23 protein-coding genes and 2 pseudogenes are annotated in these 22732 nt (G+C 67.4%); 9 read left to right on the top strand and 16 right to left on the bottom strand.

Annotated elements, in window-relative coordinates:
* Positions 1–5: 5 nt before the first annotated feature.
* From traU to ABLE43_RS18260, 14 genes are read right to left on the bottom strand one after another with little or no spacing between them, the layout of a single operon-like run.
* Positions 6–1025 carry a conjugal transfer pilus assembly protein TraU gene (gene traU / locus ABLE43_RS18195; RefSeq protein ID WP_315462970.1) on the bottom strand — a complete coding sequence of 340 codons (1020 nt, stop codon included), beginning with the start codon at positions 1023–1025 and terminating at the stop codon, positions 6–8.
* Positions 1022–1300, bottom strand: coding sequence for a hypothetical protein (locus tag ABLE43_RS18200; protein ID WP_315462971.1), 279 nt, complete (start codon positions 1298–1300; stop codon positions 1022–1024). The genes traU and ABLE43_RS18200 overlap by 4 nt, the downstream gene beginning before the upstream one ends.
* Complete coding sequence (gene traW / locus ABLE43_RS18205) at positions 1300–1938, bottom strand: type-F conjugative transfer system protein TraW (RefSeq protein WP_425475288.1); 639 nt, start codon at positions 1936–1938, stop codon at positions 1300–1302. The genes ABLE43_RS18200 and traW overlap by 1 nt, the downstream gene beginning before the upstream one ends.
* Positions 1935–2477, bottom strand: a complete 543-nt coding sequence (locus tag ABLE43_RS18210; RefSeq protein ID WP_315462972.1) for a S26 family signal peptidase — start codon at positions 2475–2477, stop codon at positions 1935–1937. The genes traW and ABLE43_RS18210 overlap by 4 nt, the downstream gene beginning before the upstream one ends.
* A complete protein-coding gene (locus ABLE43_RS18215; protein ID WP_315462973.1) occupies positions 2477–3190 on the bottom strand; it encodes a TrbI F-type domain-containing protein in 714 nt (237 codons plus the stop codon). The genes ABLE43_RS18210 and ABLE43_RS18215 overlap by 1 nt, the downstream gene beginning before the upstream one ends.
* On the bottom strand, positions 3187–3546 hold the full coding sequence (locus tag ABLE43_RS18220) for a hypothetical protein (RefSeq protein WP_315462974.1): 360 nt from the start codon (positions 3544–3546) through the stop codon (positions 3187–3189). The genes ABLE43_RS18215 and ABLE43_RS18220 overlap by 4 nt, the downstream gene beginning before the upstream one ends.
* A gap of 5 nt (positions 3547–3551) precedes the next feature.
* Positions 3552–6128 carry a type IV secretion system protein TraC gene (gene traC, locus ABLE43_RS18225; RefSeq protein ID WP_315462975.1) on the bottom strand — a complete coding sequence of 859 codons (2577 nt, stop codon included), beginning with the start codon at positions 6126–6128 and terminating at the stop codon, positions 3552–3554.
* Positions 6125–7135: a TraV family lipoprotein gene (locus ABLE43_RS18230; protein WP_348979727.1), complete on the bottom strand. Its 1011-nt coding sequence runs from the start codon at positions 7133–7135 to the stop codon at positions 6125–6127. The genes traC and ABLE43_RS18230 overlap by 4 nt, the downstream gene beginning before the upstream one ends.
* The gene (locus tag ABLE43_RS18235; RefSeq protein ID WP_315462977.1) at positions 7132–8004 is read right to left on the bottom strand and encodes a DsbC family protein; all 873 of its coding nucleotides are present in this window, start codon (positions 8002–8004) and stop codon (positions 7132–7134) included. The genes ABLE43_RS18230 and ABLE43_RS18235 overlap by 4 nt, the downstream gene beginning before the upstream one ends.
* Entirely contained in the window at positions 7991–9313 is a 1323-nt protein-coding gene (locus ABLE43_RS18240; RefSeq protein WP_315462978.1) for a TraB/VirB10 family protein, read from the bottom strand. The genes ABLE43_RS18235 and ABLE43_RS18240 overlap by 14 nt, the downstream gene beginning before the upstream one ends.
* A gap of 4 nt (positions 9314–9317) precedes the next feature.
* Positions 9318–10133 carry a type-F conjugative transfer system secretin TraK gene (locus ABLE43_RS18245; protein ID WP_315462979.1) on the bottom strand — a complete coding sequence of 272 codons (816 nt, stop codon included), beginning with the start codon at positions 10131–10133 and terminating at the stop codon, positions 9318–9320.
* Positions 10130–10699 carry a type IV conjugative transfer system protein TraE gene (locus tag ABLE43_RS18250; RefSeq protein ID WP_315462980.1) on the bottom strand — a complete coding sequence of 190 codons (570 nt, stop codon included), beginning with the start codon at positions 10697–10699 and terminating at the stop codon, positions 10130–10132. The genes ABLE43_RS18245 and ABLE43_RS18250 overlap by 4 nt, the downstream gene beginning before the upstream one ends.
* Before the next feature lies 1 nt (position 10700).
* A complete protein-coding gene (traL, locus tag ABLE43_RS18255) occupies positions 10701–10991 on the bottom strand; it encodes a type IV conjugative transfer system protein TraL (RefSeq protein ID WP_093067744.1) in 291 nt (96 codons plus the stop codon).
* 58 nt (positions 10992–11049) lie between these two features.
* The gene (locus ABLE43_RS18260; protein ID WP_093067741.1) at positions 11050–11364 is read right to left on the bottom strand and encodes a hypothetical protein; all 315 of its coding nucleotides are present in this window, start codon (positions 11362–11364) and stop codon (positions 11050–11052) included.
* A gap of 406 nt (positions 11365–11770) precedes the next feature.
* Between ABLE43_RS18260 and ABLE43_RS18265 the strand changes: the two genes are divergently transcribed.
* The 5 genes and pseudogenes from ABLE43_RS18265 to ABLE43_RS23200 form a co-directional block, all read left to right on the top strand.
* Positions 11771–12250 carry a hypothetical protein gene (locus ABLE43_RS18265; RefSeq protein WP_315462981.1) on the top strand — a complete coding sequence of 160 codons (480 nt, stop codon included), beginning with the start codon at positions 11771–11773 and terminating at the stop codon, positions 12248–12250.
* Between the two features lie 87 nt (positions 12251–12337).
* Complete coding sequence (locus ABLE43_RS18270) at positions 12338–12886, top strand: hypothetical protein (RefSeq protein WP_315462982.1); 549 nt, start codon at positions 12338–12340, stop codon at positions 12884–12886.
* Positions 12887–12971: 85 nt separating this feature from the next.
* Positions 12972–13265 carry a hypothetical protein gene (locus ABLE43_RS18275; RefSeq protein WP_315462983.1) on the top strand — a complete coding sequence of 98 codons (294 nt, stop codon included), beginning with the start codon at positions 12972–12974 and terminating at the stop codon, positions 13263–13265.
* A gap of 194 nt (positions 13266–13459) precedes the next feature.
* Positions 13460–14245: a helix-turn-helix domain-containing protein gene (locus ABLE43_RS18280; RefSeq protein WP_315462984.1), complete on the top strand. Its 786-nt coding sequence runs from the start codon at positions 13460–13462 to the stop codon at positions 14243–14245.
* 50 nt (positions 14246–14295) lie between these two features.
* Positions 14296–14466 (top strand): annotated as a pseudogene (locus ABLE43_RS23200) (hypothetical protein); the annotation flags it as partial.
* Here ABLE43_RS23200 and ABLE43_RS18285 read toward each other — a convergent pair.
* A complete protein-coding gene (locus tag ABLE43_RS18285) occupies positions 14440–15351 on the bottom strand; it encodes a lytic transglycosylase domain-containing protein (protein WP_315462985.1) in 912 nt (303 codons plus the stop codon). The pseudogene ABLE43_RS23200 and the gene ABLE43_RS18285 sit on opposite strands and share 27 nt — an antisense overlap.
* A 198-nt stretch (positions 15352–15549) precedes the next feature.
* Between ABLE43_RS18285 and ABLE43_RS18290 the strand changes: the two are divergent.
* Positions 15550–16841 (top strand): annotated as a pseudogene (locus ABLE43_RS18290) (hypothetical protein).
* 7 nt (positions 16842–16848) lie between these two features.
* On the opposite strand, the gene ABLE43_RS18295 reads toward ABLE43_RS18290, so the two are convergent.
* Positions 16849–17118 carry a hypothetical protein gene (locus ABLE43_RS18295; protein ID WP_315462986.1) on the bottom strand — a complete coding sequence of 90 codons (270 nt, stop codon included), beginning with the start codon at positions 17116–17118 and terminating at the stop codon, positions 16849–16851.
* A gap of 209 nt (positions 17119–17327) precedes the next feature.
* On the opposite strand from ABLE43_RS18295, the gene ABLE43_RS18300 reads away from it, so the two are divergent.
* The 3 genes from ABLE43_RS18300 to ABLE43_RS18310 are packed head-to-tail and all read left to right on the top strand — an operon-like array spanning position 17328 to position 22712.
* Positions 17328–17543: a hypothetical protein gene (locus ABLE43_RS18300; protein ID WP_315462987.1), complete on the top strand. Its 216-nt coding sequence runs from the start codon at positions 17328–17330 to the stop codon at positions 17541–17543.
* A gap of 25 nt (positions 17544–17568) precedes the next feature.
* On the top strand, positions 17569–18438 hold the full coding sequence (locus ABLE43_RS18305; RefSeq protein ID WP_315462988.1) for a DUF7146 domain-containing protein: 870 nt from the start codon (positions 17569–17571) through the stop codon (positions 18436–18438).
* Positions 18439–18476: 38 nt separating this feature from the next.
* A complete protein-coding gene (locus tag ABLE43_RS18310) occupies positions 18477–22712 on the top strand; it encodes a strawberry notch-like NTP hydrolase domain-containing protein (RefSeq protein ID WP_315462989.1) in 4236 nt (1411 codons plus the stop codon).
* The last annotated feature ends 20 nt before the right edge of the window (positions 22713–22732 follow it).

Below are 22732 nucleotides of genomic sequence, written 5' to 3' on the forward strand. Positions count from 1 at the left end.
TCTCCTCAGAGCACGCAGCAGTTGCGCTTGCGCCACACGAGGTAGCCCATGTCCTCACCCTTGACGGGGAAGGACCGGCCGGCCTGCGGCGGCATGTCGGACGCGCCGATCGGCGAGCAGGCGGCCTTGCCGCTGACCGTCGGGATCGGGTTGGTCATCTGGATGCGGTATTGCTGCTTCCTGAGCATCGGCATCGGATATTTGTTGCACAGGCCCGGCGCGCCCATCGTGCCCCAGGCCAGCCCCTCGCGGTGCATCTTGAAGGCGAAGCGCGACAGCGCGAGGCGCGAAGCCTGGACGTGGCCGACATGCGAGGCGACGTTGCCGTTCATCGGGTACATCGGTCCCTGGCATCCCGCGCACCAGAAGGTCGCATCGAGCGGCAGCCGCGCGGTCGCGGCGATGCAGTCGCCCGCGCACGCGGCCTGCGCGACCGGATTGGAGAAAACCACCGCCTCGGGGTTGATGAGCGCGGTCAGCGTGTCGTCCTGCCACAGGGGGTCGACCTCGGTAATATAGGCGATATCGAACGAGGCCTGCTCGAAGCAGGCGAAATCGGCGAGGATCTCCATCCAGTAGAGGAGCGGGTAGATATACCAGTGGACGTGCCACTTGGACGTGCTCTGCTGCTGGCCGCCGACCTGGCCGGCGGCGGAGATCTGGCCGTTGCCGATGTCGAAGCCGGGCGAGATCTTGGCGCCGCCCAGGTTCACGAAGCACCACGGCTTGGTCGAGACGTCGGCGAGGCGCACCGGTTCCCAGAACCCCGCCGCGATGCCGATGCGCGGTACCGGCGCGCCGCAGGCACAGACCGGCAGGCCTGGGTTGGGCGTGTCGGGGCGACCGCTCGGCCAGATGTTCAATCCACCGACCGACATCGGAAACAGGCATGACCAGCACACATCCGTGATCGGGTTCACGAACTTGCCGGTGCATTTGGACGGGCCTTGCGCGGCCGCGGGCAGCGCCAGCATCGCGGCGAGCCCCACCAGGAACGTCACCAAGGCAAGGCGCAGCGCCTTCATGCCTCGTCGCCCCCCGATACCGCCGCGTCGAGGAAGGCGGCGTCCGCGCGGTTCTTGCGAGTCACGTAGAGCGCGGTGTGTAGCGCGGTCATGATAAGGAGCGCCGCCACGCCGACGCCGGCCGCGCGACCGACCAGCGCGGTCAGCGGCGAGATCGCCAGCACGCCGAGCGCGCACAGGACGCACAGGACCTGGAAAGTGCGGCGCATGGCGCGCAGCTCGTCGGTCTCGGGCGCTGCCATGGGGGTGCGCAGAAGGTCGAGCCACAGCGGCATCAGCCTTGCCCCCGCAGCACGATCTCGCTGAGTTTCACGACGCGGCCGTCCTGCTCGGCGACCGCCGGCGTATGGCGCACGCCCAGCTTGCCCGTGAGCCGGCCCTCCTGATCGAAATAGAAGCGCCGCTGGCGCTTCGTCATGGCATCGATCGGCGAGCCGTTGACCATGATGATCTTGGCGTTGGCGTCGGTGTAGCGCTTCGTCGCCCACTCCATCTGTTCGGGGCTGTCGCCGTCCACGAACACCAGCGCCTGGCGCATGGTGACGAAGTCGAGCGGATTGACGGTGTGCCCCGCCTTCGCGACGAGGTTGCCCTTGGGATCGCGGATATCCTTGTCGATCGTGATCGTCGGATCGTAGAGCCACTCGCGCGCATCGCTGGCGGGTGTGACGCCCGCGACGGGTTTGGGGCGACGGATGCGCGCCTCGGACCGCTCGGCGAAGACCTTGTTCATCCGCTCGATCCCGCCGTTCGCCTCGAGCGTGCGCAGCCGGGTCTCGATCGTGGTCAGCAGGTCGGCTTCCGCGATGGGAAAGGTCTGGCCGACCGTGCCGTGATCGCGCGCGCGGATCGGGGTCGACATGCCCAGCGTCAGGATCGCGGCGAAGGCGGCGGTCTCGAGCAGCGCCTTCACAGGATCGGCTCCCCGACCCCGACGATCTTGTCCGAACACGCATAGCCGATCGCGGCATAGCGGCTGTCGAAGCCGTCCTTGTGGGGCGTGCCGACATAATAGCAGCCCTGCGGGACCACGCCGTTGCTCCCACGCACCAGCGGCTCGCCGAAGCGGGTGGCGGGCTTGGTGTGCGATACCACGCGTCCCGCGACCAGCACGGTGTTGCCGCGATGCTCGACGGTATCGCCGGGCATCCCGTAGACGATCTTGCCGAACATCTGCTTGTTCGACCCGAAATGCCGGATCACGATCGGGTGCGCGGGCGGCACGAAGAATACATAGTCGCCGCGTTTGGGGACATGCGTCTTGTGGATCACGAACGCCCAGTTGGGCAGCGATGTAGTCTGGTTGATGAGCAGCGCGTGGCTCTCGCGCCAGTCGGCGATGGCGGTGAGCGCGATGCTGCCGGCGAAGAACAGCCCCATCGCCGCCCACAGGTTGCGGCGCGGCCGCCATGCGGGGGCGGGATCGGAAGCCGGGGCGAGCGCCTGCGCCATCACTGCTGCCCGAAGACCGAGACCGCCGCGCCGGGAAGGCCCGGATCGGAGGCGGGTGCAGGTCCGGACATCGCCGGCGCGCCGGCAGGCGCGGGGCCGTCACCGAAGATCGCGGATCCTGGCACCGGGCCGATCCCCGGCTGCGACGCCGACGCCAGATCGACCGGTGCTGCCATCGACGCGCCCTGTCCGGCCTGCCCGACCTGGCCTTGCAGCGCGCCGCTGCCGGCACGCGGGCGCGGCACGCCGTTCGCATAGACCGCTTTCGCCACATCGGCAGTGATGTCGGCGACGTTCTTGGAAAGGACCGCCTCGCCGACCAGCACCACCTCGCCCGCCTTGCCGCGGCGCTGGAGCTCGCCGTCAAGCGATGCCATGAAGCGCCGCATCTCGGCCTGGACGCGCTCGGGCGGTGTGTCGCTGCGCGCCTGCGCCTGCACATAGTCGCCGACGATCCGCGACAGGTCCGCCTTGACGATATGCTGCTCGGTGGGAGCCATGAGCGTGTGCGTCACCCACATGCCCCAGATCGCCAGCAGGATGGCGAGCAGGCCCATGCCGAGCTGCGCGGGGGTGAGCCCGGCAAAGCCCGCGGCGCGGCGCGCGTTCGGCATCGCGGAGACACTCGCGGAAGCGGGAGTGTCCACCTGGGGGGAGGTCACTGTCGAATCGACGGCCATGTGGACCTCGGGGCCGATCACGGGCGCGCTCACTTCGCGTCCTCCTTTATCTCGACCAGCAGCGCGACGAGCGCGTGCCGGCGGAAGAAGGCGATGGCGAGGGTCGACACGAGGAAGGTCGTGCCCGCGATCGCCTTGAAGCCGGTGATCCGCGAAGGCTCGGCCTCGACATAGCGCCCCGCCATGTTGGCGAGGTGCGCCATCATGCCGTCGAGCGAGAAGCCGCCGATCGCGAGGAAGAACAGGACGTACACGCCGAACGCCATCAGCATCGTCGAGGCGAGAAAGCCCGTGGCGCGCAGCATGAAATAGAGCGCGAAGCCGTAGTCGGTCCGTGGTCGCGCGCTCGGCGCGTTGCGCTCGGGGGCGGGGGAGACGATGGTCGCCATGCTGGTCACTCCGCGGCGATGGCGAGATCGTCCGCGCCATCGTTCCACTTCTCGGGGTTGTCGGGGAAGGCGATCCGCTCGATCGCGGCCTCCATGGTGAGGCCCTGGTCGAGCAGCTCGTGGATCGCGGCGAAGGTGCGCGGCGAGGAAGAATAGACCGTCGCCGAATAGGGATCGAGGACGAGCCGGCCCGAGGCCAGCATGTCGGGCCCCTTGATGAGCACGTCGGAATATTCGACGCCCTGGCGTTTCAAGGAGCGCAACAGCGCATCGGTATGATCGTCCATCTCGAAGCGGTCGTGCTTCTTGAAGTCCGCGATCGTCTCGGCCTTCTGCTGGAGGATGACGAACCAGTCGCTGTTTTCCAGCGCCGCCTTCGAGCCGTCCGACTTGTAATAGTCGTTGAGGCTCTGCGTCGCGGTGACGAGGCTCGCGCCGTATTTGCGGCAGGTGCGCGCATAGGCCTCGATGAAGTCGGCCATCGAGCCGCCCTTGAGCATCTGCCATGCCTCGTCGAGAAGCAGCGCCTTGGGCGTCGCGCGATCGACGCGGCGCATCATCTGCGAGGCCATGAACATGATCGCGGTGAGGACGACGCTGCGCAGTTCCTCGCGCGAGGACAGGTCGGACAGCTCGAAGACGGTGAGGTTCGCCTCCAGCTTGAACGACACCTCGCCCTCGAAGAAGCGGCCATAGGTGCCCGCCGACGAGAAGGGGCGCATCGCGATGCCGAGGTCGCGACCGAGATCGTTGCCGGTATCGTTCAGCGCGTCGATCACGTCGTCGATCGAACCGGCGCGTCCCTTCGCGCCCCAGACCTTGTTGACCGCCCCGTCGATGAGGCCGCGTTCGGTGTCGTTCAGCTTGTCGATGTGCCGCGCCATCTGGCTGATGATCGATTTGAGCATCGCGAAACAGTCGAGGAGATAGTCCTCGTCATTTTCGGCCTGCACCGGATCGATCATCGAGAACGGGTTGAGGCAGAAGCCCGACGCCATGGTGAACTCGACGAACGAGCCGTTCTGCAGCTTGGCGGAATGCTCGAAGGAGCGGCCGTCGTCGATCACCACGACCTTGGCACCGGCCCCCACCATCGAGGCGCACAATTCCTGCAGCGCGACCGACTTGCCCGAGCCGGACTTGCCGAACACCGCGACATTGTGGTTGCCCGCCGTGTTCTCGAACGGGCTCCAGAAGAAGGGCTGGCCGCGCCGTCCGATCAGCATCAGGTGGGGCACGTTGGCGCCGAGATACTCGCCCTGCATCGGCATGAGGCTGGCGGCGGTGGTGGTCAGCACCGTGCGCAACCGCTTCATGTTCCTGAGGTCGTACGACAGCCCGTTGGCCATCGTCATTGGCATCGAGGCGAGCAGCCCCTGGATCTGGAGATAGCGGTCATCGAGCAGGTCCCAGCCCGCCGCGCGGTATACCGATTTCAGGATACGCTCGTTGGTATCGCCGTTGCCCTTGGGGCTGAACGAGGTGACCGAGAAGAACGCCTGCACCAGCTTCCGGCCCTGGCGCAGCTCGTCCTTCACGAACTTCCACTCGGCCGACTGATCCTTCAGCTGCGGCAGCAGCCGCGCCGACTTGCTGTCGGCAAGGCTGGTGGTGCGCATGAACTTGCGGCTCGCGCGGCCGCTGGCGGCCTCGGCATCGGGAAAGTCGAGGCACAGGTTCGTCGCGACCGGGCAGGGCATGCGCAGCTTGTCGGCGAAGAGGTCGCCGATGAGCTTGGCCATGTCCCATGGCGCCCAGCGCGTCGGCAGGTTGCGCACCGAGAAGGAGCGCACATCGAAGACGTCGGGGTAGATCTCGCCGATCTCGGGCGCGTCGTCGATGACCTTGCCGGTCGGACGGAAGCGCTCGGTGCGCAGCAGCAGCCGGTCGGGCTCGATCCGGACTTCGAGATCGTGGCGCACCGCCTGGTCGGCGATGGGATCGAACGGATTGTAGCTGATCGCGTCCGACCCCGGCGCGGTGGTCGGCGAGGTGATATCGTCGATCCAGGCGATGAGCGCTTGCGGGTCCATCGGGCGGGCCTCGACCCCGATCGCCTCGAGGCTCGAGATGAGCCCCTGCAACACCGAGACGATCTCCTCGTTGCTGACCCGGCTCGATTCCGGCGTCGCATAGCTGATCGCCACGCGGTGGTTGCGCAGGTGGAAGGGGGCCGCGACCGAGAGCGAATCCCAGACCCCGCCCAGCAGATAATCGGTGCGGTGCTTGGCCATGCGCTCATAGACGCCGGCGGCCATGAAGCGCGGCAGATACCAGCCCGACAGGCGGTCGCCGACGCGCGGGCTCATCCAGCCATGGATCTGGAGCGTCCCCGGCGTCGGCACGCCTTCGGAAAGGAATTGCGTCAGGATCTCGTGGCTGCGCTCGCTCGCTCCGATCATGGGGGCTGCCTCGACCACGAAACCGCGCGAGGCGGAATTGTAGAAGATATGCGTCTTGGGATCGAAGCTGCGATAGGGTAACCAGTGGACGAGCCGGGGGACGGCTGTCGCGGGGCGCGCATTGTCGGGCTTGTCGTCATCGCCGAGGATGCCGCCGAGGATCGAGCGCAGGACGTTCATTGGGGTGCTCCCGGGAAAGAGGGTGCGCGCAGGACCGGTAGCGCGACCGGTGGACGGGCGCCCGTCGCGGCCGCGCTCATGCCGCCGACGCCGGCGGCAAGGGCCGGGTTCGCCTGCAAGCGTGCGACCGCCGCCTTGCCTTGCGGCGTGGCATGCGTCGGCGTCGCGATCCCGGCCGCGACCGGAGCACGAACAGGCACCGGGGCTTTGGCTGCGGTCACCGCCTGGTTCGCCGGGGCGCTACGTGTTCCGGCCGGTGCCACGGGGACCTTCACGGCGACAGTCTGACCGGCGGGAGCCGAGACCGAAGCATCTACCGGCAGTGCCGCCTTGCCGACTTCGAGGCGGGGCGGCGCGGGCCGGGCGGCACCGGGGCGGGTCACGGCGGTACGCGACGGAGCCGCCAGCTTGCTCGCCACCTGTGCCTTGATGTCCTCGATCGGATCGGATGCACGCGCGCGTGCCGCCGCGACCGCGGCCGCGCTCGGTGCGTCTGGATCGCCTCCGGCATAGCCGTTGCCCATATCGGTAAGCGCGACGCTGACGCGGTCGACCGCCGCGAACAACGGTCCGCCAACAGCCGAGGACGCGACCTGCGCCGGCGACGAGGCAACGGGCGCGCCGACCGAGGCGCTCTGCCAGTCACCGTTCTCGACGACGGCGTGAACCGCCGTCTGCTCGTAGAGCCGTCCCGACGCATCGATATGAGAGGGGAAGACGATCCGCAGCACCTTCTCGCGGGTGCGCGAGGGGTCGGCAGCGGCGATCTGCTGGCCGCCCCGCGCGGACGGAGCCGGGGTATAGGGACCGGCCGGCGTCGTCTGTGCCTCGGGCGCATCGCCGAGGATCAACGCGAGCGCGCGATCGTCGATGACCGAACTCGGCGCGCAGATGCCGTCGGGCGCGCGGCAGGCGAAGTCGCCCTTCACCGTCCCGCCCATCGTCATGCAGCCCGAGAGCAGCGTGCCGGCGAGGATCGCGGCGAGCGTGTGCGCGCGCGCGGTCACGAGGGCTTCCCCGCGAGCCACGCGGCGAGGAACTCCTTCGGCCGATAGCCCTCGATCGCGGCGCCATCGGCGCGCACGATGACCGGCGTGCCGGTCAAGCCATGCTTGCGCGCGAAGGCTTCGTTGGCATCCAGCCCGGAAGTATCGCAGGAGGCATCCCCCTTGACCGGCTCGCCGGCGTACGCCGCGTGAAGCGCCTGTTCGCGGTTCTTCGCGCAATAGACGCGGTTGGCGAGGTCACGGCTGCCGAGCGTCGAGATCGGCCGCTCGATCACATGCACGTTCATCGAGCGCAGCGTATTGGTCAGCGCGCGGCAATAGCCGCACTGGAAATCGCTGAAGACGGTGACGCTCTTACCACCGCGCGGCCCCCACTCGATCGCGCCGGTCGCCGGCAGGGTCGAGATCGGCAAGGACTTGAGCGACGGCGCGGGCGCGCGCGCCGGCGCGGCGCCGGGCGGGGAGGGCGGTCCGCCCGCCTCGGCCGCGGCATTCGCCTTCGCCGCACCGCCGACCAGCATGTCGGGATTGATCTCGAGCAGCCGCGCGGCGGTCAGGTCCTGGCGCGTGTCCATGTCGTAGACCCGGCCGATGACGAGATAGCGCGCGCTGCGATCGACGTAGAACAGGTTGTTGCCGGCGGTGACCTCGCACAGCCCCGCGACCTTGCCGCAGTCGAGCCCGGAGACCTGTGTCTTGGGCAGCCGCTCCTTGAGGAGGGCGGCGACCTTGGTGTCGGACGCGCCGACGATGCCGATGCTGGACGCGTAGCTTGCCGCGCCGAACCCGGCGAGCGGCGAGGCGATCACGGCTGCCGCGAGCAGCGCGGACTTCGCGGGCCGCGCACGGATGCGGTCAATTACGGACATGGACACCCTCCAGGAAAACGACCTCGACATCGACACCGGTCGGCATCTCGATCACGGGCTGGTATTGCTCGGCGCGCTCGATGAGATACTTCGAGACCATGTCGCCGCTCTCGGCGACGCCGTTGCCCAGACCCCCTTGGGCGATATCGCCGAGGCCGAGTTGCTGGCGGCGACCGTTCACGACGACGTTCCCAGGTTGCAGCGCGAGATTGGTGTTGGTGGCAAAGCCGCGCCCGATTCCGCCGACAAGCCCCGCGATGAACGCCTGCCCAACAAGAGAGCCTTCGCGGCTGACCACCCGCCCGCGCACGCCGGTCTTGCCGGCAAACGCGATGAAGCCCTTCACTTCGGACACCGCGTAACGCCCGCCGGGCTGCGGGCAGGTCATCTTTTGAAGCTTGACGTAGACCTTCTCGCTCGAGAGTTCGCCGCGTGCCGCACCGTTGATGAGGCAGCCCTGGATCCGGGTGGTCAGGAGCTTGCCGTTCTGGAAGACCGAGCGTGCAGGACCGGTCACGCGCAGCACGACCGGCAATGGGTCGGTCTGGCTCTGGACGCCGGCCGCCGCATCGACGCCGACGATGACGCGCGCGGTCGCGAAGGAGTTGGGCGGCAGGTAGTTCGGGCTGTCGCTATAGACGGTGTTGCCCTTCTCGACCTGCGTCGCGGTGCCGCCCGCCGTCTGGAACGAGACCATTTTCACCTCGGATAGCCGCGCCGGGGCGGGGGCTTCGGGGACCTGCGCGCCGCCTGCCCCATCGGGCCGCTGGTAGAGCGCCGTCCCGGCCGGACCGTACATCGCGGCGGGGCCGGGGGCAGGCGGCGTGCTCGCGCGCTCGTTGACCTGGCGGCGCAGCTGCTCGTTCTCATTCTGGTAGGCCGAGACCACACGCTGGCCGTCCGAGGCCATCGACTGGTTCTGCGCCTTGAGCGCCTCGATCTGCTCGGAGAGCTGGTCGACCCGGTGGTTGGTGCCGTTGATGCCCTTCAGCTGGTTCTCGGTGGAATCGAACCGGTTTTCGCTGAGCGCCATCCACTCCTGCTCGGAGAGATTGCGGTTCATCATGTCCTTGGTGGAGACCTTCACCTCCTCGGCGGTGTCGGCCGTCTCGGGTTTCGCGTCACCGCCGTCGAAGATGTAGAAGGAGGCGCCGACCAGTGCGACCGCCGCCACGCCCGCCAGCATCATCTGCTGCTTCTTTTTGGTCGCGTCGTTACCGGCGAGTTCGGAGGCGACCGGCGAGACGCCGTCGCCCTCGGGCGCGTCGAGCGCCTTGCGATTGCGCGAGAACATGTCTTTGAATGCCATCGGCTTACTTCCCGCTGCGTGAGACGAGATAGGCCGTGGTCACCTTGCCCACGGCCAGTTTGGGATCCGCGATCGAGACCGCGAGCGCGCCGCGCGGTGCGACCATGTCGTCGGTCAGCACCGTCTCGGTCGTGCCGGTGTTCTCGATGCGCAGGACATGGCCGGTGAGATCGGACCCGCGATATTCCGCGATCATCTGGACCTTGAGATCGCCGACATGAACCGGCCGGATCGCGCGCTGCTTCATCTCGTAGCCGTCGCCGACCTTGTTGGCGTACATCGCCTGGATGAGCTGGATCGCGCCTTCCTGCGGGCTCGTGGTTGATGCCGCTGCCCGGCCCATCGGCGCCTCGTCCGCTGCCTCGGCCTTCTCGATCGCGGGGTTCGAGAGAAACACCTGCGCGGCTTCGTTGCCCGCGATCCGACAGGCGAACTTGTAGACATAGCCGCGCTTGCTGGTCGCAAAGAACGACAGCACCGGGCGGCTATAGCCGTCGGGCACCGACAGGTAGATGTCGCCGCGCACCGGCTCGTTGACGACCGAGAAGTCGTCGCTCGGATTGCCGGTGTTGATCTTGGAGACGCTGGCGAACTCGTCCTGGACGAGACTGATCCGCGTCAAATCCCTCGCCGAGGCATTGCACTGCACCGCCGCGCCGTCCGAGACTTGGAGATTCTGGTCGGCGAAGGCGGGCGTGGCGAACAGCAGTACCGATGCCCCGATCAAGGCACCGCCCGCCAGACGGCTGAGATGGCAGAAGCTACGCGAGGCAAGCACGGTGCCGAGCGCTGCGCTGCCGAAGGCGAGGTAGCTGGTCATGCGGGCATGCCCTTCTTCTCGGGCTGGACCATCCCGAAGCCGATGAGCTTCAGCGACACGCCCGAATATTCCCAGTCGAACCGGAAGGTGCGCACCTGCGAGGTGATGATCTTCTGGCCGACGACGGTGTTGAGCTGGCCCGTCACCGTCGACTGGAGGTTGGCGGGGTCGATCTTCATCGACTGGAGCGTGAAATACTGGCTGATGCTCGACCCGCGCTGCTCGTCGACGATGCGCAGCAGATCGGCCTTGATCTTGCCCTGCGCGCGCGGCGAGACGATCTCGAGGACCGACTTCATCCAATAGTCGAGGTTGGCGGGCGAGCGGTCGAGGGTCAGGATCGCGGTATCGCGCGTGACCATTTCGAGATATTCACGACTGACGCCCGCGCTGCTGACGGTCAGCGGCGAGCGCAATACCGGCTGCAACACGACCTCGCGGTCACGCGAGGCGGAGAAGAGGAGGAGGAGTGCCACGGCTGCTGCGAGCACGATCGCGACCACGCCGAGCAGGTTGCGCTGGCGCAGCACGCGCTGGCTGTGCGTATGTTGATATGCGAAATCCATCTCAGCCCACCATCAGCCGGAGATAGGAAGGTGGCGTGGCGCGCAGCGACGGAAATCCGCCCGGCAGATGCCAGTAGGCCAGGTGTATGAGCCACGATGCCGCCCGCCCAGCTTTGGCTTTTTTTAGACCCCACCAGCCCGCGAACCCTAATGCGATGCCGATGATGATATGCTGGGACAGGATCCCCCACACGAAGGGGATGACCATGAAGAGGAACTCATCCAGCGTCCAGAACCCGATCAGTTCGGGGTCATCCAGATGAGACGGGATCACGTATTTGTCGGCTGACATCACACCACCTTCCGGTAGGGACACCGGCCGGGCTGCAACCCGGCCGGTGCGCACGGGGTCAGACCGTCGCCGTGACGGTGGAGGTGACGATCGGGATACCCGTGCCCGCGCCGACGCCGACACCGACCGGGATCGCGACCTGGCCGAGGCTGAAGCGCCCCGAGGCGAGGCCGACGATGCCGCCCGCGAGGCTCAGCACGGTGATGATCTTACCGCCCGAGCCTTCGAGGAAGCCGGTGAACGAGTTCAGCGCGGTGTTGAACGTGGCGTCGGCGCCGGCGAACGCCGGACCGGCCAGAACGGCTGCGGCCCCTACGAGGCCGAGGGCTGCGAGGCCCGCGGTCTCGATGCGGCCCTTGGTCAGTGCTTTCATGGAAGTCTCCTTCAGATGGAGCGCTTTGTGCGCCCAAGGGAAGGATGCGGGGGGCAGGACGGCTTCGGCAAACGGTCGGTTAACGATAGAGTGATTTTTTCAGAATGTATTTGAGGGCAGCGGCACATTTTCGTTCGAAAACCCCGATTCGGGCCTCGGGTGGCCCGCCCAGCGGGCCAGGGCGGCCCGCCCAGCGGGCCGGGGTGGCCCGCCCAGCGGGCCGGGGTGGCCCGCCCAGCGGGCCGGGGTGGCCCGCCCAGCGGGCCACCACCGAACGGTATAGCGATTCGCCATGCATCGAGCGCAAATCGGAGATGTCGCAACTACGGCACTTGCGTTAGCGACATCCCGGCTATCGGCCACGGCCGATGCCTAACAACGGTTTTTAGCGAGAGACGTTTCTACCATGACCGCCCCCGGCCAGGTGCCGCAAACCCAGATCGACATCGACGCTTCGGAAGCGTTCTTCCGACTGACGACGGAAAGCATCCGGCAGTTCTCCAACGAACACCAGCTATACGCATCGATTTCAGACGTGATCACCGCTCGAACCGCGCTTGCGCTGGAACATAGTCGCTATCTCACTGCACGGATGATTTCGGCGCATCTGGCCGCCGTCGAATCCCACGGGCCGGTCACCATTCAGCTGACATTCGAGGAGGGCAGCGTCGATATGATCGATGAAATGCGCGAGGAATTGTCACAAATCATTTCCCGAGCGTTATCAAATGTGGATGCGATCTCGATCCTGCTCTTCGACTATATCGCCGAGCAGGAGAGCGCACGCCTGGCTACAAGGCTCGGCTTCTACGGTGACGATGCCAAAAACTATCGCGATATCCTGCAATCCCATCGGGACAACGTCACAAAGATGCGAACGCACTAAGCCAGCGGACAGGTTTTGTTCAGAATGAGGTTGCGAGGCTGTCGCAGTTAAGGTTAAGGAATCGGCGACAGAGGGGACTTACCCGACATGGCGCACGTCGAGGGACCACGGCAAAACCGCACATCACTGGCCGATGCAGTACGCACTCGTATGGGTTTGGTTCCCGCCGATAGTGTGGTCGAAATCCTGTGCGGCCTGATCGACGAGGTCGGCCTGAGCCAGCGTTATCTGTCAGGCGTCACCGGCATCAAGCGAACGCGGGTTCAGCGTATCCTACACGCAGATCCCGAGCAGCGAGCGCTCATGACGATCGACGAGGTCGAGGCATTGAAGGCCGCGTTGAGCGTCGATGATTATGACATCGCGGTCGAGCTTGAGTTCCGGCGCCGCAATCTCGATAATTCAGGAGACATCCCTCAACGCAAAGGCATCATCAAAGGGATCCTCCGGGGGCTACCGAGCGAGCTCATCGATGAAATGGATCTGATCTGCGAGATCGACTACGATGAGGTGACCCCGGAACTGACCCTCAACCTCCAGAAGATTCTGGCGAAATGCGCGGGCCGGTCGCTGAAAAGCTTCAAGCGGGTGTGCGACCGACATAATCAGGAACGCTCGGATCCGTTTCGCGACTGAGCCACCTCAACGTAGTTCCTCGAACATTCTTTAGAAAATCAATACTGAAGTTGATCCCGTCGACCAAATGCCTTATGGCCGAATCATGACGGATTCGGCAACCCCCGCTACGAAGCGCCCCAGCGGCAAGAAGGCGTCGCAACAGACGACCTTTTCGTCCGCACAGTCGGCGGTCGCCATGCGGGAACGGTCCAGGCAACTCAGGGCCGAGGGCTATGTCCAGTCCGCGATCTGGTTCGGACCGGACGCCATCAAAATCCTCAACGAAACGCAGAAGAAACTCGGACAGTCGTCGCGGAGCGAGACCGTGAACCGGCTGATCGAGTTCCTTGCCGCGGACAAGGATCTGTATCGGGAGTTTCTGGCCGTGACCACATAAAGGAAAGCCCGGCACGAGGCCGGGCATCCCAAAGTTCGGATCGGGGGTCGCCCGATATGTCAGCGTCTGGAAAACGCTAAACGGCTTCAACATCAAGCCCCGACATATCGACCCTCGGTCCGGCCGTCAAGGATGCGCGTTTCGCGCCACGCATTTTCTTTGCCTGGGCCCGGCCTCCATAGGGAGGAAGGAAGATGGGGTTGTTTTCAGTCGGCGAGGCCGGCATCGCGGCATTGTCGGGGATGCCGGTGTGCCGCTCGCGTGCCCGATCGGGCGCGCCGCATCCGACCGGCGCGCCGGTGCTGCGCGGCAGCCGCGAGGCGGGGACGTTCGAGGAGACGTTCTTCGCGGTGCCGGCCAAGGGCGAGACCGATCGGCTGCTCAGCGCCGCCAGACGCGCGCTCGATGAGGGACGCCGGCTGAAGAGTGAGGCACGCGCGGGCAAGCGCTCGCTGAGCGCCGCCGAGCGTCTGCTGACGTTGCTGACCGGCGCGGCGATCCGCGTCTACGAGGAACTCCTGACGCTCGCGCGGCTGTGCCGCGGGGAGGTCTATCCTTCTTACGCGGGCCTCGCCGAGCGGACAGGATTGGGCGAGGCCACGATCGGGCGAGTGCTGAACATCCTCGAGGAGGTGGGGCTGCTTGCCCGCCAGCGCCGGTTCAAGCGGGTGCCGGGCAGCGGGCCGGGGCCGCGTTATGCGCAAACCTCCAACGTCTATCGCGCCTTCCTGCCCGATTGCGTGAAACGGCTGCTGCCGCGCGGCTTGCGCCCTGCTCCGCTACCCGACGACGACATCCAGCGCCGCGCCGATGTGGAGCAAGCGACGCGGGATATGCTGGCGAGGCTCGGCCTCGGCGAGCGGGCACGCGTCGAGATCGGCGGTGAACTCGGCGAGCTGCTCGCCCGCATGGGGGCGACGATCGAGCGCCGTGAGCGTGACACTCATTATGATGCTCAACCGCTACAAGATTCTATTTGATACAACGCCAATGGCGTTGCCCTAGTCGGGCAACACGTCGGGCCTGACGGCCTGAATGCCGAAATGTCCAAAATCACCTCAACGCTCGCATGTGCCGAACATGCGGGAGCGTCGGCTATCGCCGCCGCAATGCTCCCCGATGGGAGCAAGCGGATATGGCGTGCCCCCTTCCCGGCGTCGCGCAGGTAGCACCGTCAGAAGGTGGAGACCGCGACGCCTGACCGGCGTACCGGCATGGAGGTGAGAGGCGGTGTCCCGCGTGACGATGACGCCTGGAGCGTTGCGACCCGACCGAAGCCGGAGAGGCGCGACCAGTTGGTGAGGATGTTGGCGACATAGTCGCGGGTTTCGGTGATCCGGGGGATCTGCCCGCCGCGAACCCGGCCGGGACCCGCATTGTACGCGGCCAGCGCCAGATGGACCTGCCCGAAGCGGTCGAGCTGCTGGCGCAGATAGCGTGCCCCGCCGCGCAGATTTCCCATGATGTCAAAGCGATTTACGCCGAGGCCATCGGCGGTGCCGGGCATCAGCTGGGTGAGACCATAGGCGCGCTTGGGCGAGATCGCGGCCGGATCGTAGCGGCTCTCGCGCATGATGACGGCATCGAACAGCCCGACCGGGATGCCGTGCTCGCACGCGATCGCGCTCATGTTCGCGTAGAAAGCGGCACGGCGTGCCTCGGCATCACGGGACAGGATACCCGACGGGCGATAGCCGCCGGGCGTACAGCCAGGGGTGAAGACCGCCGGCGCCATCGCGAGGACCGGGCTTGCCGGCCGCATCCAGAACGGCACCGAGATCGGTGACGACGCCGCGACCGGAAGGGTCGGCGCGGCCATGTTCGCGGCATCGATCGGGGCAGGAACGACGCCGTCGACGTTGCCGCGCAGCTCGTTGGCCATGCGATATTCGACGTAGCGCCGGCTGAGGTCATGGACCGCGAAGCCGGGGATTTCGGGTGGCGACGAGATGCCGGCAGGCTCGCCGGCCTCACTTCGCACGACAGGACCGGCGGGGTCCGACACGCCGCCCATCGCGATCATCTGCACCTGGCGCATCGTGTGCTTCGACTGCGCTTGCACCGGCGCAGCGAAGGTTGCCGTCATGGCGACCACCCCTATCCATCCCTTCATGTTCCCAAACCCCGCTTCACTCATTCGATGACGCCAAGGAAAGCCGGGGCGACGATTGCCCGTCAAACGCCGACGACAAAATCAGCCGCCGAATGAAGAAAGTTCTGGACATCGTACAAATCATGATTCCCGATATCGGCCTGACCATCATCTTCGACGGATGCGCAGCGCATGTGGCTGGTCGACCGCGACACTTCGGGCGAAGGCCCCGACCGTATCCCGCTCCGGGGCCGCTGCGCGCGGCGCTGGTGCGCTGGTACGTCGGCGACGGCGATCACGGTGACGAGCAGGCGGGGATACGCCTCGTCCAGAATGCACGCGTCGGCCACAAATGGCTTGCCTGCGACTGCCTCGGCCGCGGGGTCGCTCCGCCGATTCTGACGCCGGCCTATCTCTCCGAGGCGGAGACCTATTATCTGCGCCGCCTGACCGGCACGAAGCGCGCCGAACATCGTGACGACTGCCCGTTCTTCCGCGACCAGGCCACCGCGCGGATCTCGGAGGTTCGCACCCGGCATGCGCCGGCCAGGCCGCTCGAGGGCTTCTTCGAGGTGCTGAAGCCCGCGCCAGAAAAGCTGTCGCAGCGCCCCGAGGACGACAGCACCGACGACCGGACGCGCAACGCCGCCACCCCCAAACTCGCGCGGCAGCTATGGCGGCTGCTCGATGTCGCCGGAGTCAACCGGATCGCGCCGCTCTCGGCGCGGGTGGATTGGTCGCTCGGCACCAGCCTCGCGTCGGCCACCCGCGCGGCCAGGGGCATCGCCGTGGCGCCGGGGCTGGAACTGTCGCGCGCCTTCTGGACGCATGCCGCCCCGCTCCATGCCGGTCATGTCCATACCCGTCTCGACACGCTCACCCCGCACTGGCCGCTGGGGCACGCACCGCAGGGCTTCCTGCTGCTTTACGCCCGGGCGTTCAGGGGAACCGCGATCGAGGTGGCGGACGGCGAGCCGGTTACGCTGGTCAACCGCCTCCAGTCACCCTCCACGCTCGGCAACCGGATCGCGGGGCCATACCTCGTGCTGGTCGTCGTCGGCGAATATCCCGATGGTCCAGGACACATGCCGCTGCGCGGCTATGCCCAGCCCGTCCTCAACGGCCGCCTTCCCGTGCCGGTCGAAAGCGAGTTCGAGCGCCGGACGCTCTATGCGATCCTCGCCGCACAGGTCCGGCTGCATCACCGGGGAATCGACATGGCGATCGACAAGCCCCTGTTCGATACGCTAACCAGGGACGGGCCGTGTCGCCCCGACTTCCGGATCGAGGCGCGTTCGCGCGTCACCGGCGAGATCCGCGATCTGGTCATCGAGGCGATGGGACTCGACAGCGATGCCTATCATGCCGGCAAGGCGGTCACCCATCCGCGCATGGCGCATCTGGGTCGTATCGTCACGATCGAGCCCGAGGACGTGGGCAGCGACCGTGCGGTGCGGCGCATCCTCGACGCGCTCGATATGTAGGACCAGGTCAGCTCCAGCTGAGCGTCGCGGCGAACCAACCGACGATGCCGAGCGTAACCGGGGTCGACAGGAAATACAGCTTCTGCCAGCGCCACCACAGCTTCGGCAGGAACAGCGCGGCACCGCGGACCGTGCGCGCGTCTTCCCACGCCCGCTCGCGCCAGGCGCCGTGCGCGGCGACCGATACCGACATGACCATCGCGATGGCGCAGCACAGCCCCGCGGCCAGATAGATCGCGATCCAGTTGGCGATCTCGACGGGAGTGAGATGGGCCATGGGCAGCAGCACTCCTCGAGGGGGCTCGGTTCGACATGAACCGGCGGACCCATCAGCGGTTCCAGCTCGCTGCATAATGAAAACCCCTTAGCGCTCCGTAAAGCCCGAGGCAGCGGGAGAGAAGAGGGCGGGGAGAAGGCGGTCGCGGGAATAGTCCCGGGACATGACCGCCGGTGACAAGCGTCACCGCCCTCCTTCGGACACCTCCCATGCACGCTTTATATCTTCGCGATCTCGCGGGACGCGAGACGGTTACCCTGCACGCCTCACGCGACGAGGCCCGTTCCAGTCTGGTCAAACGGATCAAGTCGGACTGGTCGGCTTCGCTCGGCACGCAACCCCTTGACGATGACGCTCTGATCGAGCGCTATTTCGCCTCGGGCGTCGCCCGTTACGCCATCGCCGGCGTCGCACCGGATCTCTGATCGTCACCGGGAAGGAGGCAAGCTGATGCCGATCACCGCCCATCGACCAGAGCAGCGTCTGGTCGATCTGGTCGGCGCGCTCGGCGGCACATGGCATGGCAACATCGCCATGTGCCGCTGCCCGGCGCATGCCGACACCACGCCCAGCCTGTCGCTGCGACAGGGCGACACGGGCATCCTCGTCACCTGCTTCGCCGGATGCAGCGCGCCCGATGTGCTGCGCGAGCTGGACCGCGTGGTCCTCACCGGCCGCTACCGCGCACCCGAACCCGCATCGGCACCAGCGATGCGGACCGGCAACGTCACGCGGCTGTGGAACGAGGCCCGCCCGGTCGCGGGCACGCTTGCCGAACGCTATCTCGCCGGACGCTTCCTCCTCCCGATCGCGGGCGACCTGCGCTTCCACCCCCGCTGTCCGTTCGGCCGCAAGCCGCTGACCGTCTTCCGGCCCGCACTGCTGGTCGCGGTCCGTGAGGAAGCGACACTGGTCGGGGTGCAGCGCATCGCACTCGATCCGGCGAGCGCGGCCTACACCCACAAGGTCACGCTCGGGCAGCTCGGCGCGGGCGCATGGCATGGCGGTGGGCATGGCGCCCGCATCGCGCTTGCCGAGGGTTTCGAGAGCGCGCGCGCCTGGTCGATCCTCCACGACGACATGCCCTGCTGGACATCGCTCGGGAGCCGCAGGCTCGACCTGGTCAACGTGCCCGACAGCGTGACCGACCTGACCCTGGCGGGCGACAATGACGCGCCCGGACGGCTCGCGGTCCGCAAGGCGATCCGTCGCTACGTGTCGGCGACCAGGATCGTGCGCGTCGCGTATCCGCCACCCGGCTTCAAGGATTGGGCCGAGGTTCTGGAAGCCCGGGAGAAGGAGAGAGCGGGAGAGGGGTGAGCTGCCGGGAGGGCAGCGACCCTGACGGAGTATCCCCGATGACCGACCTCCTCGACCTCGTTACCCGGTCCGCCCCGGAACCGGCGTCGATCGCCGCGCATGCGTTGCTGCCGCTCGTCGCCGGCGATGCGCCAGTCACGCGCCGCGATCTCAACGCCGCGATGACCGCCGCTTACGGCGGGAGCGACGCCGACGGCCACTGGACCCAGCGCGACAGCTTCGAGGTCCTGGAACATGGGCTTGCGCTGCATCTCGCGTCCACGGCCTGGTCGATGACCGCTCTCGCCGACGTCGCCCGCGCCTCCGCGCTGATGGAACGCCTGCCGACCCAGACGGTGCGCAGCGAGGAGCAGATCGACCTCCAGCAATTCTCGACGCCCGCCGACATCGCCGGACTTGTGGTCCTGCTGGCGGCGATCGGGGCGGAGGACATCGTGCTCGAACCCAGCGCCGGCAACGGCATGCTGGCAGCCCAGCTTCCGCCGCATGCGGCGCTGCAACTCAACGAGATCGATCCGCGACGCCGCGCCCGGCTCGCCGACATCTTCCCCGCCGCCACCATCACCGGGCATGACGGGGCGGCGCTGGTCAGCCGCCATGCCGACCTGCCCCAGCCCTCGGTCATCGTCATGAACCCGCCCTTCTCGCGCAGCGTCGGACGCGGCGTCGACGACCTGGCGGCGGTGCGGCACCTCCAGGCAGCGCTTCGCCGGGTCCTCAAGGGCGGCCGCGTCGTCGCCGTCATGCCCGACTGGTTCGCGCCCTCGGCGCGGATGAGGAAGGCGTTCGACACCGTGCTGTCGGGCGTCACGGTCCGCACCTCGCTCCGGCTCGAGCATTGCTACCGGAAGCACGGCACCGACATCGCGGTGCGGCTCTACGTCATCGACAAGGCTCCGGGCGACTTGCCGCCGGCCACGATCCAGCGCGCCTCGGTCGCCGAACTGGTGCCGGCGCTCGCCATCCCCGAACGTCTGGCTCTTGCCGACCCGGCGCGCGCCGTCCCGCGTGCGGCGGTGCCGGGCATCTCGATGTTCGGTACGGCGCGCGTCACCCGATCGGCCCCGCCGCGACCGGTCCATGCGCCGGCGCGCAACGACGTGGCTCCGGTCGGCTATACCCCGCTCGACGCCCCGGCGCCGCTCGGCGACCAGGCCGGGGTCTATCTGCCATACCGTCCGAGCCGGATCGCCTTCGACGCGGCGGGCGAGCATCCGACCGCGCTGGTGGAATCGGTCGCGATGGGCTCGATCCCGATGCCGGTGCCCGCCTATATCCCGCATCTGCCCGAGCGCACGGTGAGCGAACGGCTGCTGTCCGCCTCGCAGCTCGAAACCGTCGTCTATGCCGGCCATGCCTGGACCCGGATGCTGCCCGGCACCTTCCGCCCCGACAAGCAGGGCGTCGGCCTCGTGCTCGACCCCGACGGGGGGCGCCAGTACCGGCAGGGCTTCTTCCTCGGCGACGGCACGGGGGCGGGCAAGGGCCGCCAGGTCGCCGCCTGCGTGCTCGACCATTGGCTGGCAGGCCGGCGCCGCCATATCTGGGTCAGCAAGAACGAGCCGCTGCTCGACGATGCGCGGCGCGACTGGACCGCGCTCGGCGGGCTGTCGGGCGACGTCCAGCCCCTGTCCAACTGGAAGATCGACCAGCCCATCGCCATGGCCGAGGGCGTGCTGTTCGTCAGCTATCCGACGCTGCGCTCCGCCCGCGCCGACAGCACCCGGCTCCAGCAGATCCTCGACTGGGCCGGTCCCGACTTCGACGGCGTGATCGCGTTCGACGAGGCGCACGAGATGGGCGGGGTCGCGGGCGGCGAAGGCGCGCTCGGCAAGACCGAAGGCTCGCAGCAGGGCATCTGCGGCGTCCTCCTCCAGAACCATCTGCCGCTCGCCCGCGTCCTCTACGCCTCGGCCACCGGTGCCTCGGACGTGAACAACCTCGCCTATGCGGTGCGGCTCGGCCTGTGGGGACCCGAGACCAGCTTCGCCGATCGCACCCAGTTCATCAGCCAGATCCGCCAGGGCGGCATCGCCGCGATGGAACTGGTCGCGCGCGACCTGAAGGCGCTCGGCCTCTACATCGCGCGGGCATTGAGCTTCGCCGGCGTCGAATATGACGTGCTGCGCCACACGCTCAGCCCGGCCCAGATCGAGGTCTACGACCAATATTGCGAAGGCTGGCAGGTCATTCACCGGAACATGGAAGCCGCGCTCGCGCTGACCGGCGTGGTCGATGACCTCGACGGCGCGACGCTGAACAGCGGGGCGAAGGCATCGGCGCGCAGCCGTATCGAATCCACCAAGCAGCGCTTCTTCGGCCAGGTACTGCTCGCGATGAAGCTGCCGACGGTCATCGCGGCGGTCGAGGAGCATCTCAAAGCCGGCCAGTCGGTCGTGCTGCAACTGGTGACCACCGCCGAGGCGATCCTCGAGCGCCGGCTGTCCGCGCTTTCGCCCGAGGAGCGCGCCGACCTCGATATCTCGCTCAGCCCGGTCGAATATGTCGTGGATTATCTCAGCCGCGCCTTCCCGACCCAGCAGCAGGAGAATTATACCGACGACAGCGGCAACGTCCGCGCGCGGCCGATGCGCGACGAGCACGGCAACCCGGTCCATAACCCGGAGGCCGAGGCCGCGCGCGACGCGCTGATTGAGCGGCTGTGCTCGCTGCCCCCGATCGAATCCGGGCTCGACGCGGTGATCCGCCACTTCGGCACCGATGCCGTCGCCGAGGTGACCGGGCGTACCCGCCGCCTCGTGACCACCAGCGACGGTCGCCAGAAGGTCGAGGCGCGGACCGCGCGCTCAGGCCAGGCCGACAGCGCCGCCTTCATGAACGGTGCCAAGCGCATCCTCATATTCTCCGATGCGGGCGGCACCGGGCGGTCGTACCATGCGAGCCTCGATGCGGTGAACCGGGAGCAGCGCGTCCATTTCCTGCTGGAGCCAGGCTGGCGCGCCGATCGCGCGATCCAGGGGCTCGGGCGCACGCACCGCACCCATCAGGCGTCCTCGCCGCTGTTCCGCCCGGTCACCACCGACTGCAAGGGCGAGCTGCGCTTCACCTCGACCATCGCGCGCCGGCTCGACAGCCTTGGCGCGCTGACGCGCGGCCAGCGCCAGACCGGCGGGCAGAACCTGTTCGACCCGGCCGACAATCTCGAAAGCGACTATGCGAAGGACGCGCTCGTCACCTGGTTCCACCTCCTGAACCGGGGGAAGCTCACGAGCATCTCGTGCGACGACTTCACGGCGCGTACGGGCCTCGAACTCCACGACCAGGACGGGGTGCTGAAGGACGAACTGCCGCCGATCCAGCGTTGGCTCAACCGCCTGCTGGCGCTGCCGATCGCGTTGCAGAACGTGATCTTCGACGAGTTTCTGACGCTGGTGGAAACGCGCGTCGCGGCCGCGCGCGAGGCCGGCAGGCTCGACGTCGGCGTCGAGACGATCCAGTGCGAGCGCGCGACCCTGATCGAGGATATCGTGCTGCGCACCGATCCGGTCAGCGGCGCGACCTCGCATCTGCTTACCATCGAGACCGAGCGCCGCAAGACGCCGATCACGCTGGACCGCGTCCTCGATTTCGCCCGCTGGGACGATAGCGCGCGCTTCGTGCGCAATGCCAAGTCCGCCCGCGTCGCGCTGATGAGCAAGGCGCGTGCCTGGATGGACGATGACGGGCTGCCGATCGCGCGGCTCGAACTGCAACGGCCCTGCCGGCGCGAGTATCTCCACGAGGCGGACTTAGGCGAGACCGCCTGGGAGGAGATCGACCGCGACACCTTCACGACGCTGTGGGAAGCCGAGGTCGCCGAGGCGCTGGTCACGCCCGAGATCGAGACGGTCCGGCTCGCTACGGGTCTGCTGCTGCCGATCTGGTCGGCGCTTCCTTCCGACCACATGGCGGTCAACCGCATCGTCGATGAGCAGGGCAACAGCTGGCTCGGCCGGCTTGTCTATGAGCAGCATATCGTCCAGCTTTACGGGAAGCTCGGGCTGGCGAGCCCCGAAGAACTGCCGGTCGATGCCATCGCACGCTCGGTCCTGTCGGGGCGCAGCGTCGAGGTGACGCGGCCGTTCGCGATGACGCTCCGGCGCTCGCTGGTGAACGGCAAACCCCGCGTCGAGATCGTCGATGCGCCTTCCGCGCAGCTGCCGTGGCTGAAGTCGCTCGGCTGCTTCACCGAGATCATCTCCTACAAGACCCGCGTCTTCGTCCCCGCCAACGACGCCGAAGCCGTGCTGGCGAAGATCCTCAAGGCGGCGTGAGATGGACGGCAGGACTTCGC

Source organism: Sphingomonas silueang (genome assembly GCF_040049155.1).
Taxonomy (GTDB): Bacteria; Pseudomonadota; Alphaproteobacteria; order Sphingomonadales; family Sphingomonadaceae; genus Sphingomonas; species Sphingomonas silueang.

Bases quoted from the DNA above. Each gene is read 5' to 3' on its own strand.
- traU (WP_315462970.1), bottom strand. From the start codon at position 1,025: ATGAAGGCGCTGCGCCTTGCCTTGGTGACGTTCCTGGTGGGGCTCGCC.
- ABLE43_RS18200 (WP_315462971.1), bottom strand. From the start codon at position 1,300: ATGCCGCTGTGGCTCGACCTTCTGCGCACCCCCATGGCAGCGCCCGAG.
- ABLE43_RS18210 (WP_315462972.1), bottom strand. From the start codon at position 2,477: ATGGCGCAGGCGCTCGCCCCGGCTTCCGATCCCGCCCCCGCATGGCGG.
- ABLE43_RS18220 (WP_315462974.1), bottom strand. From the start codon at position 3,546: ATGGCGACCATCGTCTCCCCCGCCCCCGAGCGCAACGCGCCGAGCGCG.
- traC (WP_315462975.1), bottom strand. From the start codon at position 6,128: ATGAACGTCCTGCGCTCGATCCTCGGCGGCATCCTCGGCGATGACGAC.
- ABLE43_RS18235 (WP_315462977.1), bottom strand. From the start codon at position 8,004: ATGTCCGTAATTGACCGCATCCGTGCGCGGCCCGCGAAGTCCGCGCTG.
- ABLE43_RS18240 (WP_315462978.1), bottom strand. From the start codon at position 9,313: ATGGCATTCAAAGACATGTTCTCGCGCAATCGCAAGGCGCTCGACGCG.
- ABLE43_RS18245 (WP_315462979.1), bottom strand. From the start codon at position 10,133: ATGACCAGCTACCTCGCCTTCGGCAGCGCAGCGCTCGGCACCGTGCTT.
- ABLE43_RS18250 (WP_315462980.1), bottom strand. From the start codon at position 10,699: ATGGATTTCGCATATCAACATACGCACAGCCAGCGCGTGCTGCGCCAG.
- traL (WP_093067744.1), bottom strand. From the start codon at position 10,991: ATGTCAGCCGACAAATACGTGATCCCGTCTCATCTGGATGACCCCGAA.
- ABLE43_RS18260 (WP_093067741.1), bottom strand. From the start codon at position 11,364: ATGAAAGCACTGACCAAGGGCCGCATCGAGACCGCGGGCCTCGCAGCC.
- ABLE43_RS18265 (WP_315462981.1), top strand. From the start codon at position 11,771: ATGACCGCCCCCGGCCAGGTGCCGCAAACCCAGATCGACATCGACGCT.
- ABLE43_RS18270 (WP_315462982.1), top strand. From the start codon at position 12,338: ATGGCGCACGTCGAGGGACCACGGCAAAACCGCACATCACTGGCCGAT.
- ABLE43_RS18275 (WP_315462983.1), top strand. From the start codon at position 12,972: ATGACGGATTCGGCAACCCCCGCTACGAAGCGCCCCAGCGGCAAGAAG.
- ABLE43_RS18280 (WP_315462984.1), top strand. From the start codon at position 13,460: ATGGGGTTGTTTTCAGTCGGCGAGGCCGGCATCGCGGCATTGTCGGGG.
- ABLE43_RS18285 (WP_315462985.1), bottom strand. From the start codon at position 15,351: ATGACGGCAACCTTCGCTGCGCCGGTGCAAGCGCAGTCGAAGCACACG.
- ABLE43_RS18295 (WP_315462986.1), bottom strand. From the start codon at position 17,118: ATGGCCCATCTCACTCCCGTCGAGATCGCCAACTGGATCGCGATCTAT.
- ABLE43_RS18300 (WP_315462987.1), top strand. From the start codon at position 17,328: ATGCACGCTTTATATCTTCGCGATCTCGCGGGACGCGAGACGGTTACC.
- ABLE43_RS18305 (WP_315462988.1), top strand. From the start codon at position 17,569: ATGCCGATCACCGCCCATCGACCAGAGCAGCGTCTGGTCGATCTGGTC.
- ABLE43_RS18310 (WP_315462989.1), top strand. From the start codon at position 18,477: ATGACCGACCTCCTCGACCTCGTTACCCGGTCCGCCCCGGAACCGGCG.